Annotated in this window: 20 protein-coding genes; 4 read left to right on the top strand and 16 right to left on the bottom strand. The window is 47.0% G+C overall.

Translation table 11 applies throughout. From position 1 onward, the window contains the following. Nucleotides 1-16: 16 nt before the first annotated feature. From WQ57_RS24705 to gpr, 3 genes are all read right to left on the bottom strand, one after another. Nucleotides 17-355: a YqxA family protein gene (locus tag WQ57_RS24705; RefSeq protein ID WP_046526289.1), complete on the bottom strand. Its 339-nt coding sequence runs from the start codon at nucleotides 353-355 to the stop codon at nucleotides 17-19. A 20-nt stretch (nucleotides 356-375) separates the two neighbouring features. Then, on the bottom strand, nucleotides 376-1,563 hold the full coding sequence (gene spoIIP / locus WQ57_RS24700) for a stage II sporulation protein P (protein ID WP_046526288.1): 1,188 nt from the start codon (nucleotides 1,561-1,563) through the stop codon (nucleotides 376-378). A gap of 146 nt (nucleotides 1,564-1,709) precedes the next feature. Then, a complete protein-coding gene (gene gpr, locus WQ57_RS24695; RefSeq protein ID WP_046526287.1) occupies nucleotides 1,710-2,834 on the bottom strand; it encodes a GPR endopeptidase in 1,125 nt (374 codons plus the stop codon). A 200-nt stretch (nucleotides 2,835-3,034) separates the two neighbouring features. Between gpr and rpsT the strand changes: the two genes are divergently transcribed. Further along, the gene (gene rpsT, locus WQ57_RS24690) at nucleotides 3,035-3,295 is read left to right on the top strand and encodes a 30S ribosomal protein S20 (RefSeq protein ID WP_046526286.1); all 261 of its coding nucleotides are present in this window, start codon (nucleotides 3,035-3,037) and stop codon (nucleotides 3,293-3,295) included. Between the two features lie 94 nt (nucleotides 3,296-3,389). Here rpsT and holA read toward each other — a convergent pair whose 3' ends face one another. Next, nucleotides 3,390-4,409, bottom strand: coding sequence for a DNA polymerase III subunit delta (holA, locus tag WQ57_RS24685; RefSeq protein WP_046526285.1), 1,020 nt, complete (start codon nucleotides 4,407-4,409; stop codon nucleotides 3,390-3,392). 250 nt (nucleotides 4,410-4,659) lie between these two features. Between holA and WQ57_RS26025 the strand changes: the two genes are divergently transcribed. Next, entirely contained in the window at nucleotides 4,660-4,794 is a 135-nt protein-coding gene (locus WQ57_RS26025) for a YqzM family protein (RefSeq protein ID WP_046526284.1), read from the top strand. Nucleotides 4,795-4,935: 141 nt separating this feature from the next. Here the strand turns inward: WQ57_RS26025 and WQ57_RS24675 are convergent, their stop codons facing one another. The 3 genes from WQ57_RS24675 to WQ57_RS24665 form a co-directional block, all read right to left on the bottom strand. Further along, complete coding sequence (locus WQ57_RS24675) at nucleotides 4,936-7,251, bottom strand: DNA internalization-related competence protein ComEC/Rec2 (RefSeq protein WP_046526283.1); 2,316 nt, start codon at nucleotides 7,249-7,251, stop codon at nucleotides 4,936-4,938. 2 nt (nucleotides 7,252-7,253) lie between these two features. Then, nucleotides 7,254-7,703: a ComE operon protein 2 gene (locus WQ57_RS24670; protein WP_046526282.1), complete on the bottom strand. Its 450-nt coding sequence runs from the start codon at nucleotides 7,701-7,703 to the stop codon at nucleotides 7,254-7,256. A 68-nt stretch (nucleotides 7,704-7,771) separates the two neighbouring features. After that, a complete protein-coding gene (locus tag WQ57_RS24665; protein WP_046526281.1) occupies nucleotides 7,772-8,392 on the bottom strand; it encodes a helix-hairpin-helix domain-containing protein in 621 nt (206 codons plus the stop codon). Nucleotides 8,393-8,488: 96 nt separating this feature from the next. Between WQ57_RS24665 and comER the strand changes: the two genes are divergently transcribed. Next, complete coding sequence (gene comER / locus WQ57_RS24660; protein ID WP_046526280.1) at nucleotides 8,489-9,313, top strand: late competence protein ComER; 825 nt, start codon at nucleotides 8,489-8,491, stop codon at nucleotides 9,311-9,313. A gap of 90 nt (nucleotides 9,314-9,403) precedes the next feature. Here the strand turns inward: comER and WQ57_RS24655 are convergent, their stop codons facing one another. Genes WQ57_RS24655 through WQ57_RS24620 form a run of 8 tightly spaced genes read right to left on the bottom strand, consistent with a single transcriptional unit; the run spans nucleotide 9,404 to nucleotide 14,437 of the window. Next, nucleotides 9,404-10,153 (bottom strand): class I SAM-dependent DNA methyltransferase, encoded by a 750-nt coding sequence (locus WQ57_RS24655; protein WP_046526279.1) that lies wholly within the window; start codon nucleotides 10,151-10,153, stop codon nucleotides 9,404-9,406. Further along, entirely contained in the window at nucleotides 10,150-10,506 is a 357-nt protein-coding gene (gene rsfS / locus WQ57_RS24650; protein ID WP_046526278.1) for a ribosome silencing factor, read from the bottom strand. The genes WQ57_RS24655 and rsfS overlap by 4 nt, the downstream gene beginning before the upstream one ends. 4 nt (nucleotides 10,507-10,510) lie before the next feature. Further along, nucleotides 10,511-11,074 (bottom strand): bis(5'-nucleosyl)-tetraphosphatase (symmetrical) YqeK, encoded by a 564-nt coding sequence (gene yqeK, locus WQ57_RS24645; RefSeq protein WP_046526277.1) that lies wholly within the window; start codon nucleotides 11,072-11,074, stop codon nucleotides 10,511-10,513. After that, entirely contained in the window at nucleotides 11,064-11,633 is a 570-nt protein-coding gene (locus WQ57_RS24640) for a nicotinate-nucleotide adenylyltransferase (RefSeq protein WP_046526276.1), read from the bottom strand. The genes yqeK and WQ57_RS24640 overlap by 11 nt, the downstream gene beginning before the upstream one ends. Before the next feature lie 19 nt (nucleotides 11,634-11,652). After that, on the bottom strand, nucleotides 11,653-11,946 hold the full coding sequence (gene yhbY, locus WQ57_RS24635) for a ribosome assembly RNA-binding protein YhbY (RefSeq protein WP_046526275.1): 294 nt from the start codon (nucleotides 11,944-11,946) through the stop codon (nucleotides 11,653-11,655). Next, entirely contained in the window at nucleotides 11,940-12,779 is an 840-nt protein-coding gene (aroE, locus tag WQ57_RS24630; RefSeq protein ID WP_046526274.1) for a shikimate dehydrogenase, read from the bottom strand. The genes yhbY and aroE overlap by 7 nt, the downstream gene beginning before the upstream one ends. Nucleotides 12,780-12,809: 30 nt before the next feature. Next, nucleotides 12,810-13,916 (bottom strand): ribosome biogenesis GTPase YqeH, encoded by a 1,107-nt coding sequence (gene yqeH / locus WQ57_RS24625; RefSeq protein WP_046526273.1) that lies wholly within the window; start codon nucleotides 13,914-13,916, stop codon nucleotides 12,810-12,812. A gap of 2 nt (nucleotides 13,917-13,918) precedes the next feature. After that, on the bottom strand, nucleotides 13,919-14,437 hold the full coding sequence (locus WQ57_RS24620) for a YqeG family HAD IIIA-type phosphatase (RefSeq protein WP_241481653.1): 519 nt from the start codon (nucleotides 14,435-14,437) through the stop codon (nucleotides 13,919-13,921). A 331-nt stretch (nucleotides 14,438-14,768) separates the two neighbouring features. On the opposite strand from WQ57_RS24620, the gene WQ57_RS24615 reads away from it, so the two are divergent. Then, nucleotides 14,769-14,909 (top strand): sporulation histidine kinase inhibitor Sda, encoded by a 141-nt coding sequence (locus WQ57_RS24615; RefSeq protein ID WP_046526271.1) that lies wholly within the window; start codon nucleotides 14,769-14,771, stop codon nucleotides 14,907-14,909. 101 nt (nucleotides 14,910-15,010) lie between these two features. On the opposite strand, the gene WQ57_RS24610 is transcribed toward WQ57_RS24615, so the two are convergent. Next, entirely contained in the window at nucleotides 15,011-15,799 is a 789-nt protein-coding gene (locus tag WQ57_RS24610) for a phosphatidylserine decarboxylase (protein WP_046526270.1), read from the bottom strand. Nucleotides 15,800-15,878 lie beyond the last annotated feature (79 nt).

The following is a 15,878-nucleotide window of genomic DNA, read 5'->3' as shown; positions in this document are numbered from 1 at the left end:
GGTCTTCCCGCTGCTCTCAATCTTCTTTCCCGCTGATCAGGTCCAGGGATTTTTCCACGGCGCTTCCCAGTCCATTCGCCAATTTTTTTCCTGTCGCAGAGAAAAGGTTGTATGCTTTCATTTTTTCAAGCTGCTGCCTTTTCTGCTCAAGATCATGGCTTGAGACCTGTTTCCCGAGAATCGCCGTTTCCATTTGCCCTTCTCCGGTTTCCTTTACTCTGAAGGCAGACTTGAGGCTTGGGTCGTCATAGCCCCTCATCTTGTTCATGCCGCCATTTGCCAGCTGCATGCCTGTCAGTACACAAAGGAACATCATACAAATTAGCACAAAAGCCTTCAGAAAAAATAGTTTCATTGTCATCACCCTGCTTTTGCTTAATTATTCGCTGGTGCATCCACTTTTTCTGCCTGCCAGTAAAATTCACTGAAAACATCTGCCAAGGCATCTGCCGATCTGAACAGTTCTTCGAACGTATTATCGACTCCGCCAAACTCTACCAGCATGGCATTCTGGGATAAATCCTGGTTATATACTCCATTCATGCCAGGACCTTTATTCTCGATGATCCCCCTGCTCAGCCCTTTATACTTCTTTTCAAGCAGCTGGTGAAGCTCCGTCGCCAGCTTCAGGTTCTTTTCATAGTTTTGGTTTTTGCCGCCAATCACAAACGCCAGTTTCGCGTACGATTTCCCATTAATCGTGACAGTGGTCTCAGCTTTTCTCCTTGAGTCCCTGTGGATATCGATCAGATAATGAAGGTCCCGATTCCCCGCCATGGCGGTCTGGACAACTCCCCTTGATTCCTGATAGGCCTTTCCGAAGTCAAGCCCTTTTTGGTTCAGCTTTGCCATCACATCGGTTTTATCGACTTCAGTTCCAACCCCTTTGCTTTCGAGACTTCCTTTCAGCCGGTCACCAATTTTTGTGACATTCACTTCGCTGTGATAGGCTGCATTGGGATTGGTGACTCCCTGCAGATACGGAAGGTACGATTCACGAGTATGCGAGAAATAGAGATACACCACTTTTCTGTCTCCTGTACTGTTAGGAGGGGCTTCAGCACTTCCCCCGGCAGAGCTGTCGATGTCTTCGGTGTTTTGGAGTGCCGCTTCCTGTTCAGCCTTCAGCACCTCGATGGGCGGCGCCGACTCTATAGGCATATTGGTATAATTGGTCCCTTCCCCGGCAACGAGGATTTTCCCATCAAACAGGGTGAACCCGGGAAGCTCGCTTCCAAGGAAACTGCGGGGGTCATCAAGGCTTACATTGGTCGAAAGCCGGAAGACCAGATTCGACAGTTTAAAAGATTCTTCCTTCTTCGGCAGTGCACTGAGCAGCTGGTGGTTTTCCCAGCCCATCAGGCGGTATAGCAATTCCCCGTTGATATGGGTAGCGGCAGAGTTCAGCGAAGATGACGAGATCCGAAACTCCGGCTTTAGCGAGGTCATCAGCCCGCTCATGGTAAACACAGCAATTAAAAAAAACATAAAGGCAAAACCTGCTTTTATCAGGCTTGTCCCCTGTACGGCCATAATCATTCCTGTTCCTTTTAAACGTTTCACGGTTCCACCTCTTTTTAGCAAGTCTAGTAAAACATATGACAATGCTAGGACTGGTAGAACCTGTTTCTATGTCAGGCCGGGTGAAACATCCAATTCGCTTTCAATCGATCATGGGAATGAAGGGGGCAGGCCGCCCCCTTTGCTTATCAATGTGTATAGGCACCGCTGTTATCCTGATCCACCTTGCCATGCAGCGCTGTGTTCAGGCCGGTCGCAATCAGGTTGGCCATATCCTCGATAAACACATCCACTTCTTTAGGAGTCACCATTAAATTATGACCCAACGGAGCAAGTACTTCATAAATCAATTTCCGTTTTTCTTCTTCCTCAAGCGTTCCAATCATGCCAAGGAACGCCTGCCGATGCTGTTCTTCCGGCATATCTTCCTCGGTCAGCTTTTTCCTTTTCCCGAATGTCATGCCTGCCGGAACCAAAGATCTTGATGGCCGGTCCCCTTCTCGCATTTCCTTGCCGAAATGTTTCAAAATAAAATCAATCGTATCGCTTGTGATTGATACAGCATCGACAACCGTTGGCACGCCGATGGCGATGACAGGGATGCCAAGTGTTTGCTTGCTTAATTCCTTCCGCTTGTTGCCAACCCCTGAACCTGGGTGGATGCCTGTATCCGAAATTTGAATGGTACTGTTGACCCTTTCGATCGAACGGGACGCGAGGGCATCAATGGCGATAACAAAGTCAGGCTTTGATTTTTCCACTACTCCAAGAATGATATCGCTGGTCTCAATCCCGGTGATCCCCATCACCCCTGGCGATAAGGCGCTGACAGGACGATAGCCTTCGGAAACCTGCTCGGGCTGAAGCTCAAACAAATGGCGTGTCACAAGCAAATTCTCGCAAACAAGGGGTCCCAGCGCATCGGGAGTCACATTCCAGTTTCCAAGGCCGACCACCAGGCAGGAAGCTTCCTCCGTTAGACCCATCTGTTTAATAAAGGAAGAAAACTCACTGGCAAATACCTCTTCTACTTTTTTCTGCAATTCCGTATCCTGCTGGCGGATGCCCTGGACTTCAATCGTCAAGTACTTTCCCTGCTTTTTCCCGATGGCTTTTTCTCCTTCTGGGGTGATGTCCACAAGGGATACTTTAATGTCATTTTCTTCTTTTTCCTTGATGATCACGCCTTCGAGATGTGACACATCGGCTGCCTCATGGACAGTGCCATTTCTCCCGGCAATAGCCATCTCCCTGGCCTCGACAGCCAGGTCGGTTCGCACCGAATACATGCTTAAATCAATCGAATCACTCATGCTAGGCTCCTCCTTCCATCAATACTTCCTATCTTTTCCTTCAAATGATAAAAAAATTCAGCTGCCGAAGGCTAAATTAATTGAGAGTCTTGCATTATTTACTCCTGTTTGATAGAATATCTTTTGTTCTTGATAATTTAAGAAATGTACTGGAAAGTCGAGTTCCATAAAATCTCGATGCTTTTTAGGAGGTGAACGGAATGCCAAATATTAAATCTGCAATTAAGCGCGTGAAAGTAAGCGAAAAAAATAACGCCCAAAACACTACTGCAAAATCAGCAATGCGTACAGCTGTTAAAAAAGCTGAAGCTGCTATCGCAAACAACGATGCTGAAGCAACTGCAGCTTTTGCTGCTGCTGCGAGCAAGCTGGACAAAACTGCTGCAAAAGGTCTAATCCACAAAAATGCAGCTGCCCGCAAAAAATCCCGCATGATGAAAAAATTGAATGCAAACGGCTAAAAGCCAATAACAAAAGCTTCTCACTCCGGGAAGCTTTTTTTGTTTATCATGCGACAGAAAAACGACCCTGACCGGGTCGTTTTTTAACTTTCGCTTATTTCCCATTCAGATTGAAAAGGATCATTTCTATCAGTAATTCCTTTTTCATTCCGCCGGTTTTCATTTGATAGTCTGCATTGGCTATCATTTCGATGGTCCTGGCCAGCTCTCCATCTGAAAAATGTCGGGCCTGGCCAGCTGCCAATTTAACCCTGTAGGGGTGGACCTTCAAAAAGCCGGCTATTTGCTGCTGGCCATATCCTCTTCTTGAAAGTTCCTTGACTTGGTAAATCAGCCGCAGCTGCCCTGCGATGGCGGCGAGGATTTTGATGGGTTCCTCATTTTGCTTCAGGAGGTCATGATAGATGCGCAGCGCTTCATCAATTTTCCGCTGGACAATCTTGTCAATCAGGGTAAATATATTCTGTTCCAGTGACCTTGCGACGAGTCTGTCTACCATTTGGGCGTCAATCCTTCTCGATTCCCCCGCATATAATGCCAGCTTGTCCACTTCACTCGTCAGCATGAACAAATTGCTGCCTGCCAAAGCCAGCATCAATTCAATGGCTTCCTCATCGATTTCGACGCCCTCATGTCCGGCCCGGTCTCTCACCCAAGCTTTTAATTCCGGCTCTGTCAGCCTTTTGGCTTCCCCGGCCACAGCATTTCGCTTTAGCTCTTTGGTGATTTTTTTGCGTTCATCCAGCTTTTCATAGGGTGCAGTGAATAGCACGACAGAATAGGGCGCCGGCTCCTTGATGTAAGCCTCCAGCCTTTTCAGATTATGCTCTACCTTTCCCTTTTGCTTTTCGGAAGTCAAAAAAACAGGGTTTTGCATGACAATCAGACGTTTTTCTCCCATAAATGGGAAAGTCTCCGCATCTTCAATCGCCACTTCCACAGGTGTTTCCTCCAGGTCGTATGAGGCATAGTTAAAATCCAGCTCATCCTCATTCAGCAGCTGCTTGATCAACAGCTGTTTCGTCTCATTGATAAGAAACGTCTCCGTTCCATATATCATATATACAGGGTCAATCTTATTTTTTTTTATTTGTTTCCATATATCCAGCACCATGTCGGTCCGCTCCGATCACTCCAGTTTATGTCCTTTCTATCGTAAAGAAGCTTGGACATTTTGGCAAGATTAATTGCGGAATCGCCCGGTTACCCTAAGCGATTCCCTATATATAATGAACGCTGCTATGTAAGACCCGGGATCCTTAGATAGCAACGGTGCATCATGAATTCGTGGCGGAAAGCGTTTGCTGGGCTGGTATTTTCTATAGAAATCGTCTATACTATTTAAGAAATAGGGGGGATAGACTGTGAACCAATTCGAACAGAATATCAAAGACAATCGTAATGACCTGGGTGATTCCCTGGTTGGATTCATTGTTTCTTTTGGTTTCTTCGCAACAATGTTCATCATCGCAACAGTCGTTCAGTTTGTTGGAAGCTGAGAACGGCTACATAGCCTCGGAGACTGCATAGCAGTCTCTTTTTTTTATAAAAAGGACGATGGAGGCGCCTTAGCCTGCTGGTATTTGGGGGTAAATGCTTTAAGGGACGGGGAATTTCATACCTTGATGTTTGATATCATACTATGGAATCCACGGCCTAAAGGTTCCTCCTTTGGAATCAAATTTAAAAATGATTGCTCCCTGTTTATCCGTCCTGTAAACCCTAATCTTCCTTTCCGAAAGGCGTTCCATCACTTCAAGATGGGGATGGCCATATAAATTTCCATCACCCGCCGAAACAATGGCAGCTTCAGGGGCAAGTGCGTCCAAAAAACCTTGCGACGTGGAGGATTTGCTCCCATGATGGCCTACTTTCAGGATGTCGGCCTTTAGGGCAGGAATTCGCTGAAGCAGTTCTTCTTCGCCGCTTTCTCCAAGATCGCCTGTGAACAGCCAGGTTTTCCCGCCCAGCTCTGCCCACAGGACAATCGACCCTTCGTTTTTATCCTCCAGCTTTTCAAACGGGCTCACAATGACAAAGGAGTTTCCTCCCTTCTCCCAGCCTCTTGCTGCGCCGGTTTCCAGGATGTCAATCCCTTTCTGCCTGGCATTGGCCAGGACTTTCCTTTCGAGCTCTCCCCGCTCGCCTGCTATCGGGATAAGGATTTGCGCAATTTCCAGTTCATCAAGCAGGGCAGCGGCCCCGCCAATATGGTCGGCATCGCCATGGGTGAGAATCAGTTTATCCAGCTTTCTTATGCCTTCGCTTTTCAGGTAGGGAAGAACGATATCCCTGCCAGGCTCAAACTCTTTTTTCCTTTTTTGCCACCCCTCCTTCTCGAACAAAAGCCTTCCGCCGGTATCAATCAGATAGTTCCCTTGATTAAAAGGAAGCGTAATCAGAATGCTGTCCCCTTGACCGACATCTATAAAAACAACCTTTCCATACGGAGACATATACGGAATGCCAAGCTGAATGAGAACGGGCATAAGGACCATCAGCTTGCACACTTTCCATTTTCCTTTGAACCTTCTCTCCCAGCCCAGCAAGAAAACGAGTATGACGAACAGGTAGAGAGCCAGCAGCGGTGTTTCCGGCTTTCCCATCACCAAGGATGCTGCCGGAATAGCGGCAAGCGATTTGGACATCCCATTTGCAAAATGAATCAAATAGTCGAGCAGCGGAAGGATCAGGGCAACGGCATCAGGCATAGCCTTGGAAACCAGGTAAAAGAGGATGACCAATGGAAGAAGAAGGAAGGAAAAGAGAGGAACAAATAAGAGATTGGCCAGGACAGAGATGAGCGATATTTCATAAAAATGGAACAGGAGAATAGGAAGGCTTGCGAGCTGGGCGACAAAAGAAACAGCAGCCATTTTCGAAAGGTAGGAATCAAACATGGAAAAAATCGGGGACGACGAGAGGATAAGCGATGCGCTAACGGCAAATGACAGCTGAAAGCCAGGGGCATAAAAGCTGTATGGAGAAATCAGAAGAAGCAGCATCAAGGCAATGGAGAGAATATCAAGTGAAGAAATGCGGAGCCTGAGGCGGCGTGTCAAAAGAAACATCATCATCATCAGCACAGCCCGGCATACAGACGGTGCAAGCCCCGTTACAATGGCATAAACAGGCAAAAGACAGATTAAAAGAAATTCAGCTCTTTCCCTTGTCCACCCTGCCCGCAGAAGAAGATAAAAAACCATTCCTGCCAGAAGGCCGACATGAAGGCCGGATATTGCCAGTAAATGGACGGTTCCGTTCCTTTCATAGCTGGCAGCATCATCAGGAGCGATATATTGACGGTCGCCAAACAGCAGGGCAGCTGCAATCGCTGCGTTTTCATCCCCGAGCACTTCTTCCAGGCGATGGACTTCGTTCTGGCGCCATTTAAGCAAGGATGTATACAGATTTTGTTGTCTTTGGGAGCATGCGGACAAATCGAACTCTTCCAGTTTGAGGATCCAGTGGATGTTATTCCTGCGGAGATGTTTGGAGTAGTCAAACGAGTTTGGATTTCGCGCCTGTCCAGGCCGGCTCAGGCTGCCTGGCAGTGTACAGACTGTCCCTGGAGAGACAAATGCTTTTATCATCTTTGCTTCCTTCTCGGAGCGGAAAATATGCCTGACAGCCACTTGTTCATCATATCCGTAAACCAGCGCCCGGGATGTCAGCCGGTCCCCGTCAAAGAGGACCGAACTGGTGAATTCAATTGTAAATTTCCGTTCACTTCCACCCATAGCTGTATCATTGGCATTTTTCGCATAAGCACCAGCACCTGTAAAAACAATGTAGATGACCAGAAAATGAACAAAGTGGGAGGAGCTGATTTTCCCTGTCCTGGCTAGGAGCCAGCAGAAGAGCAGGAAAGCAAGTCCATAGAGAATGAGGTTCTCGAAGATTCCAAGCAAGGCGAAAAGGGAAACAACTGCGGCATAGAACAGTTTCCCTTTCATAATTATGCCTCTTTCAATGTTACCTGCCGGCACTGTACCTGCTGGGTGTTCACACCTGCTTTTTCAAACAATTCCAGGGCATATGGATGATTTTTATAATCTTCCGCATAATACACGGTCTTTATTCCAGCCTGAATAAGCGCTTTACAGCATTGCAGGCACGGGAAGTGGGTGACGTAAATATCGGCGCCATCTGTCGGAACACCAAACTTGGCACACTGGAGAAGGGCATTCATTTCTGCATGGATGGTTCGCACACAATGGTTGTCAATAACATAACAGCCTTCATCCACACAATGGTCCCCACCGGCAATGGATCCATTATAGCCCCCGGCTATAATTCTTTTATCCCTCACAATCGTCGCGCCGACCGTCAATCTGGTACAGGTGCTTCTTAAGGCCAGAAGCTGGCTTTGCGCCATAAAATATTCATTCCAGGAAATGCGTTCCATGATGTCTCAACCTCTCATTCATTCTTTTTCTTACCAGTTTACTTGTTTGCGTGCCTGTCTGCAATTTCTTATTTTACGATAATCTTGCTTTCCAGTTTCTCGAATGTCTTATTGCCTATGCCGGAGATGTTTTTAAGATCCTCAATGCTTTTAAATGGTCCGGCGGTTTCCCGGTATTCAATAATGGCAGCCGACTTTGCCGGGCCGATTCCCGGGAGTGTTTCCAGCTCGGCAGCGGAAGCGGAGTTTAAATTCACCTTCCCCTCCTTCTCCCCGGCACCCATGGCTCCTGCCGGCAACATATTGCCTTCCTGCCCTTCTCCTTTCCTGGGAATATAAACCGCCATTTCGTCGCTGACCTTCATGGCGAAGTTGATGTCAGAGGATTCAGCCTCTTCCGTCAGTCCGCCGGCTTTTTCAACCAGGTCGACGATTCTGTCTCCCTCAACGATTTCATATACCCCCGGCCTTGCCACTGCACCCTTTATATCCGCCATCATCGGGACTGCGGCTGCCACTTCCACCTGAGTTTGACTTTCCTGCCGTTGGTCATTTTCCTCCATATAAGACCATTCCTGCAAATCACCCTGTTTCTTCTCAGCAGGGCCTCCAAAGTATACATAGAGAAAAAAGATCCCCAGTGCTGCCCCAGCACCTGCCTGCCAAAGATGCGCTTTAAGCCATTCCATCGTTTACCACCTTGCTTTCTAAAAGTCATATTTTTTTGGTGAGTTACATAAGTTTTATGAGAACGTCATGGAGCTGCTTGAGAAGGAGGGAAGAAAGTGAAAATAGGAATTATTGGCACCGGAAATATGGGGAGGATTTTGGCTGAGGCCCTGATTGATGGGAATGCCGTTTCCCCTTCTTCGATGATTGTGACCAACAGGACACTTGCCAAGGCTGCCGAGTTAGCAAACGCCTATCCAGGGATGAAGATTGGTTCCTGCGCAGCTGAAGTGGCAGGGAAGTCGGATGCCATTTTTATCTGTGTGAAGCCTCATGATATATACCCATTGCTGATGGATATCCGGGATGTACTTGCTGATCATCAATGCATTGTTTCCATCACCAGCCCGATAAGTGTTTCCCAGCTGGAGACCATCGTCCCATGTTCCACGGCAAGGGCGATCCCAAGCATTACAAACCGGGCTCTGGCGGGCGTATCCTTGATGACATACGGAGAAAGATGCAGTGACACCTGGAGGCATAAACTGGACTCCTTATTCAAGGCGATCTCGACACCAGTGGAAATCAGTACCAATATAACCAGGGTAGCCTCGGATATTGTCAGCTGCGGGCCTGCCTTCTTTAGTTATCTCACCCAGAAATTTATCGAGGCAGCTGTGAAAAAGACAGAAATTGACAATGAAACAGCAACAAAACTGGCGAGTGAAATGCTGGTTGGCATGGGGGAGCTTTTGCGGAAAGAGTTTTATACACTGCCTGCCCTTCAGGAAAAGGTATGTGTGAAAGGCGGCATAACAGGAGAAGGCATTAAAGTGCTTGAGAAAGAAATCGGTGAGATGTTTGAGCATTTGTTCGAGGCAACACACTGGAAGTTTGAAGAGGATTTGGCAAAATCGCGGGATCAATTCGGCATTGATTAACCTTTCGGCATTGTTCTGGAAACTCCTGCTTTTTTATAAAAAAAAAAAACGGCGCAGAGTTTTTGATCTGCGCCTGTTTCTTTATGTGTTTCACGCCTTTTTCCTTGCCGCGAAAAGAATCCGCTCGGCTTCAGGGCCTGGTTCAGCCTGCTTGAAATCAGCTGTGATTCCCAGAAGCTCAAAACCGGACTCATGCAGCATTTTTTTGTATTCACTGATTTTAAAGGTGCGCTGAAAATGGGATTCATCTACCCTGTCGTATTGCCCTGTTTCATCATCCAGCACAAAAAAAGTCAGTTCATGTTCGACACTGTGGGGATGCTCCCCTGGAAAGCAATTCCAAATATAAGAAACTTCTTCGTCAATATACGTGAAGGGGCTTCCGGCAAACACATGGTCCATTTTATGTATGGAATGGACATCAAACAGGAACAGCCCCTCTTTTTTCAAATGAGCATTCACTCCCGCGAACGCCTTTGCAACATCCTCGCTGCGGGGCAGGTAATTTAGCGAATCACAAAAAATGCCGATGACATCGTATTCGCCCAAGCTGTCCAGCTGTGTCATATCCTGATGGAAAAAAGGAATATCCAATCCTGCCTCTGCGGCCTTCGCCTGGGCGACCGCCAGCATGTCTTCAGACAAATCAACACCGGTGACGTTAAAACCGGCATGGGAAAGCCGGACCGAAAGTTCTCCGGTCCCGCAGGCCAGGTCCAACAGTTTTTTTTCGCCGCCCCCGTACCTGGAGTGCAGGCTGCTCACCCAGTCCACCCACCGATCATACGGCACATCTTCCATCAGCGTGTCATAGAGGTAGGCAAACTCCTGGTAACTCATTGGCTAAGCTCGCTGTCGATATTTTCAAGCGGTGCATCGCCCCATAAACGCTCCAGATTGTAATAGCCTCTTTCTTCGCGGTGGAAAACATGGGCAACGACATCTCCCAGGTCAATCAATATCCACCTTGCTGCATCAAATCCTTCTATGCGCTTCACTTCAAAGCCATTCTCGTCCGCTTTTTCCTTGATTTCACGGGCGATAGCCTGTACCTGCTTGTCAGAGTTCCCGTGGCAGATCAGAAAGTAGTCGGCGACAAGGGAAATTCCCTTCATGTTCAGGACAAGGATGTCCTCTGCCTTTTTGTCGTCTGCTGCTTTTACAGCTGTTTGAAGCAATTGGCGTTCAGTCATTCAATCAATCCTCCTGGGTCACTAAATCATTATATGTGTAAAAAGTATCCGGATATACAGGGTGGCCTTTTTTCAGCAAAAATTGAATCGTATTTTTTACAGACTGGATTAAAGCCTGATCCAAATCGTTCCTGGCCATTTCCCTTACTTCCTCCACCCCGGGAAAATGCCGGCCGGGCTCAATATAGTCCGCCAAATAAATGACTTTTTCAAGCACGCTCATTCCCGGGCGCCCGGAAGTATGGTAAGTGATCGCATCAAGTACCTCCCTGTCGGCTATGCCTGCTTCTTTCTCAGCCAGGAAAGCACCAACAGGAGCATGCCAGAGTTCACTATTGTATTCCAGCAGCGCAGGCTCCATCCCTTGCTCCCTGATAATCCTGGCCATTTCCTCTTTCGGCCGGAATTTTGCATAATCATGGAAGATGGCAGCGAGCTCCGCCTTTTTTTCATCTGCCCCGTATTTCTTAGCCAGCCACAGCGCCGTTTCCATTACGCCGATTGTGTGCTGATAGCGATGCTCGGTAAGTTGCTGCTTCACTATATTTAAAGCTTTCTCACGATCCATATAAACCATTCTCCTCTATATAAGTCCGTACAGAATCCGGGACCAGATAGCGAATAGTCCCTCCTGTTTCCAGCCGTTTCCTGATGAAGCTGGAGGACAGGTCAACCGAGGGGGTTTCTACATAAAGAATATCATAGTCTGTTTCAATATTATATGCCGGACGCTGGACCCCGACAAAAGTGACCATTTTCTGAAGCTCATCAACCTTATGCCAATTAGGCAGATATTCAACCATATCAGCGCCGATAATAAAATAAAATTGAACATCACGATGCTTTTCCGTCAGGATTTTCATCGTATCATACGTATAGGAAGGGCCTGTCCGGTCCATCTCAATGGGCTCAATCGAAAAATGGGGATGCTGGGCTATGGCAAGCTTCAGCATTTCAATTCGTTCTTCATTCGAAGTGTTGCCCTCCTTTTTCTTGTGCGGCGGTTCCTGGTTTGGCATGAACCACACTTCCTCAAGGCCAAGAGCATGAAAAACCTCGTTCGCGATGATCAAATGGCCAAGGTGGGGAGGGTTGAAGGTGCCTCCCAATATCCCGATCTTTTTCATATCGAACCCTCCTTGCTGCTTACCGTGGGAGATTCAGCTTTTTATTCTCCCTGGATTCCTTGTAAAGGACGATGGTATTGCCGATGACTTGGACAAGTTCGGCGCGGGCACCCTTTGAGAGTTTTTCTGCAACGGTATCCCTGTCTTCCTCGCAGTTTTGCAGGACACTTACTTTTATCAGTTCACGCGCCTCGAGCACATCGGCTATCTGCTGAACCATATTATCATTTACCCCGCCTTTGCCGACTTGAAAAATCGGATTGAGGTGATGGGCTTCGGCCCTTAAAAATCGTTTTTGTTTTCCTGTTAGCATGAAGATCCTCCTAGTTGTTTCAACACTTTTTCTTTCATCCGGCCGGTGTCCGGAAAGATGCCTGTCCATTTCTCAAAAGCAAGCGCTCCCTGGTAAACAAACATGCCTATTCCATTCTGGATGCGGGCTCCCAACGCAGCAGCCTCCCTTAGAAACCTGGTCTCAAGCGGGTTATAGATGATATCGACCGCCAAACTTCCTTCTTTCACTTTTCGGACAGCAAATGGAATCTGTTCCGTATCCGGATCCATCCCGATCGAAGTCGTCTGGACAACAAGGTCATATTGATCAAGCTGTTCCCCCGCGCGCTCCATTCCAAGAATCGACGTGGAGACCGGAAATGGGCAGGAGGCAGCCAGCCCTTCCGCTTTTTCCGCTGTCCGATTGCAGATATCAATTTCCCTGATTCCTGCCTCAGCCAATGAAAAATAAATGGCCCTTGCCGCGCCGCCTGCTCCAACAATCAGGGTTTTTTTATCAGACAGGGATTTGAGACTGCCGGCAAGGCTTTTGACAAAGCCTCTGCCATCTGTATTGTAGCCTGTAAGGACACCCTGATTGTTTACCACCGTGTTGACAGCCCCTATTGCCAAGGCAAGCGGGTCGACTTTATCAAGCAGCGGAATCACAGCGGTTTTATGGGGAATGGTGACATTGAAGCCTCCTGCCCCGATTGCTCTCAATCCTTTGATCGCTTCCTCAAGATCATCTTTCTCGACGTGGAAAGGATGGTAGGCCGCGTCAATTCCGTAATAGGAAAATAAATCATTATGCATGTCCGGTGACATGGAATGGGCAATTGGACATCCCAGTACCCCATAAAACTTCTTCATCGTCGCTCCCCCTAAATTACGCTCTCTTGTCTAAATTAAAGATTTCCTGACCATAACAGAAACTCCCTTTGGCACATACGCCGCAACCTTGGCACCTGCTTCGTTGAGTGTAACCCAGCCTAGGCCCGAAAAGACAATATCTGTTTTTTCATTCTTAATCGTGAATTCATGCCTCACAAGCTCGGGGAAGGAGTCAAGCTGTTCCTGCCTTGGCGGAGTCAGCATTTCACCAGCATGCTTTTCATACAATTCGTCAGCATTTTCAAGCTTTGTGCGATGTATATTCAATTCATTTGAAAGATAGCACGTAAAGGATTTTCTTCCCCCGGAAAGGTAATCAAACCTTGCCAGTCCCCCAAAGAACAGCGTCTGTCCTTCATTAAGCTGGTAAATCTTCGGCTTGATTTCCTTCTTTGGCGTAATTACCTTGAGATCCCTCTTATCGACGAAATGCGCCATCTGATGGTGGTTGATAATTCCAGGTGTATCAATCAGGGCTTTTCCGTCTTCCAGCGGCACCTCTATGATGTCAAGCGTGGTCCCCGGAAAGTGCGAGGTGGTAATCACATCCCCTTCCCCGGTGACTTCCTTAATGATCCGATTGATGAAAGTTGATTTGCCCACATTGGTACATCCGACCACATAAACGTCACGTCCATCGCGGTATTCATCAATGGCCGCCGCACATTCCCTGATATTTTTCCCTTTGGCCGCGCTGACAAGGAATACGTCTTTCGGAACAAGTCCAAGATCCTTTGCTTCTTTCCTCATCCAATCCATCAGCTTGTTTTGTTTCACGGATTTCGGAACGAGGTCCGCCTTATTTCCAACCAGCAGGACAGGGTTTTTTCCGGCAAATCTTTGTATTCCCGGCAGCCAGCTGCCATTGAAATCAAAAATGTCGACAATCTTGACGATTAAAGCATCTTTTTCTCCAATTCCATTCAGGATTTTTAAAAAGTCATCATCGGTCAAACTGACATCCTGGACCTCGTTATAATGCTTTAAACGAAAACAGCGCTGGCAGACAATAACTTCTTTTTCCAGCGATGACGGCGGCGCATAGCCCAATTCCTCGGGTTTTTCTGTTTGAACTTTCACACCGCAGCCTGTGCATACGATTTGCTCGTTACTCACTTCTAGTCCTCCCAATTTAGCTTGCCTTTTTTCCTGAACCAATTTAAAATCCTTCGTTCCACAGTACGGTTAAACCTGGTGACCAGCCCGTCTGTCTTTGCTACCGGTACGACGAGAATCGTATGGAAACCGCCTCTATTGCCTCCAAAGACATCTGTCAGCAGCTGATCCCCGATCACAACCGTTTGCTCCTTTTTCAGTCCCATATCCTTTACTGCCCTATTAAAAGCTTTCGTCATTGGTTTGCGGGCACGGTATATATATGGTGTAACGAGAGGATCCGCAAAAAGCTTGACCCGGTCTTCGTTATTATTAGAAACGATTGTCACAAGAATATTGTTTTGTTTCATATTTTCAAACCATTGTATTAAATCTGGAGTGGCGCTGGGACGGTCCCACTCAACAAGGGTGTTGTCCAAATCTGTAATAATGCCTTTTACACCTTTTTCCTTTAAGCTTTCCGGCGTTATTTCAAATATACTCTTCACATGCTGGTCCGGCAAAAAATTGTTTAGCACAATGCTACACCTCATTATTTATAATTCCATTCATACCGTTAACATCATAACCAATTTTATCCTCTGTTTCAAAATATAATAAAAAGGGATTTAAAATTTTTCGACAAAATTTTCCTTTTTCCATGAGTTGTGGATAACCTTATTCACATTATACAGTCTGTAACATGAGTTATTTTCCCCTTTATGAACAGATTAACCACAGCTTATCCACGGAATAATGTGGATAAGTAGAACGGTTGTTCTCGGTGTTTAATTCTGTTAGAGTAAGGGTACAACTTACCAGTATATGTCTTCTAGTCCTATATTATACATTCATTTTCGGGGGTGAATGATAATGCGCAAGCTTTCCGACGAATTGCTGATCGAGTCCTACTACAAGGCAGTAGAATTGAATCTTAATACGGACTTTATCCGCTTAATAGAAACAGAAATCAAGCGGAGATCGCTTTCCCACAAAATTCGATATTCTTCCTGACAACAGCGTCCCAGGTCCGGGACGTTTTTTGTTTTTTCCGCCTTGATCTTAATCCCCGTGGACAAGGAAAAAGCACAGAGCAAAACCCTGTGCAGGAAGCCTTAGTGTCTTGGAGTCAAAGTTCCCAGCTTTTCACCGACTTTCACATGAGCAGGGAGCACAATGTCCTCTGCTAGTTCTATCCCGTCTTTTTCGAACAGAAGAACCACCGTGGAGCCAAATGAAAAATAGGCCATTTCTTCCCCTTTTTTGAGCCTCTCCCCTTCATGGACTGTTTCGATCGAGTTCACAAACATGGCACCTACCTTTACAAGCGCCAGCCTTCCACTTCCATAGTCAATCTCAGTGACCATCCGATAGTTCTTGGATAAAGTCCCTTTCCCATATTTCAGCCCAAGAGCATTAACAGGATAGGAGCGGGAACCCAGCGACCACTGATTCAGGATTGTTCCGGACACCGGGCTGTGAATACGGTGATAATGCGTTGGACTCAAATATAGGACCATGTAGGTGCCTTCACGATATGGGCTTGCTGCTTCTGCGCTGCCTAGCATCTCGGCAATCGAATAAACCTTTCCTTTCACATGGATTTCCAGTTCCGGGACTACAGGGCCAATATCCTCAATTATAGCATCCACCGGGCTCACAATCGCATCGGAGGCAGCCTCCGTGATTCTTGTCCCCGGCTTGAGCCTTCTGATAAAGAAATCGTGCAGGCTTTTGTACTCACCCAGTTCCTTTTCCATTTCTTCCTGATTGATTTTATACGTTCTGGCAAAGGACGGCACCACCCATTTGCTCGCACTTGAGCGGGCAAATCTCTTTAAAAGCGTGGAGGACCATCTGCGGTTGGTCAATTCGATCATTAGGCGATACAGGCTTTGTATCAATGCAACAACCTCCGGAATTCAAGTGTGTGAAACACAAATAACCTCCCTGCGGGGAAGCTCAGGCGACTATACCATTTGT

The sequence above is a fragment of the Mesobacillus campisalis genome (assembly GCF_000986785.1).
GTDB classification, from domain to species: domain Bacteria; phylum Bacillota; class Bacilli; order Bacillales; family Cytobacillaceae; genus Mesobacillus_B; species Mesobacillus_B campisalis.
Note: the sequence above shows the minus strand (reverse complement) of the source record. Positions and strands in the feature narration are given on the sequence as shown.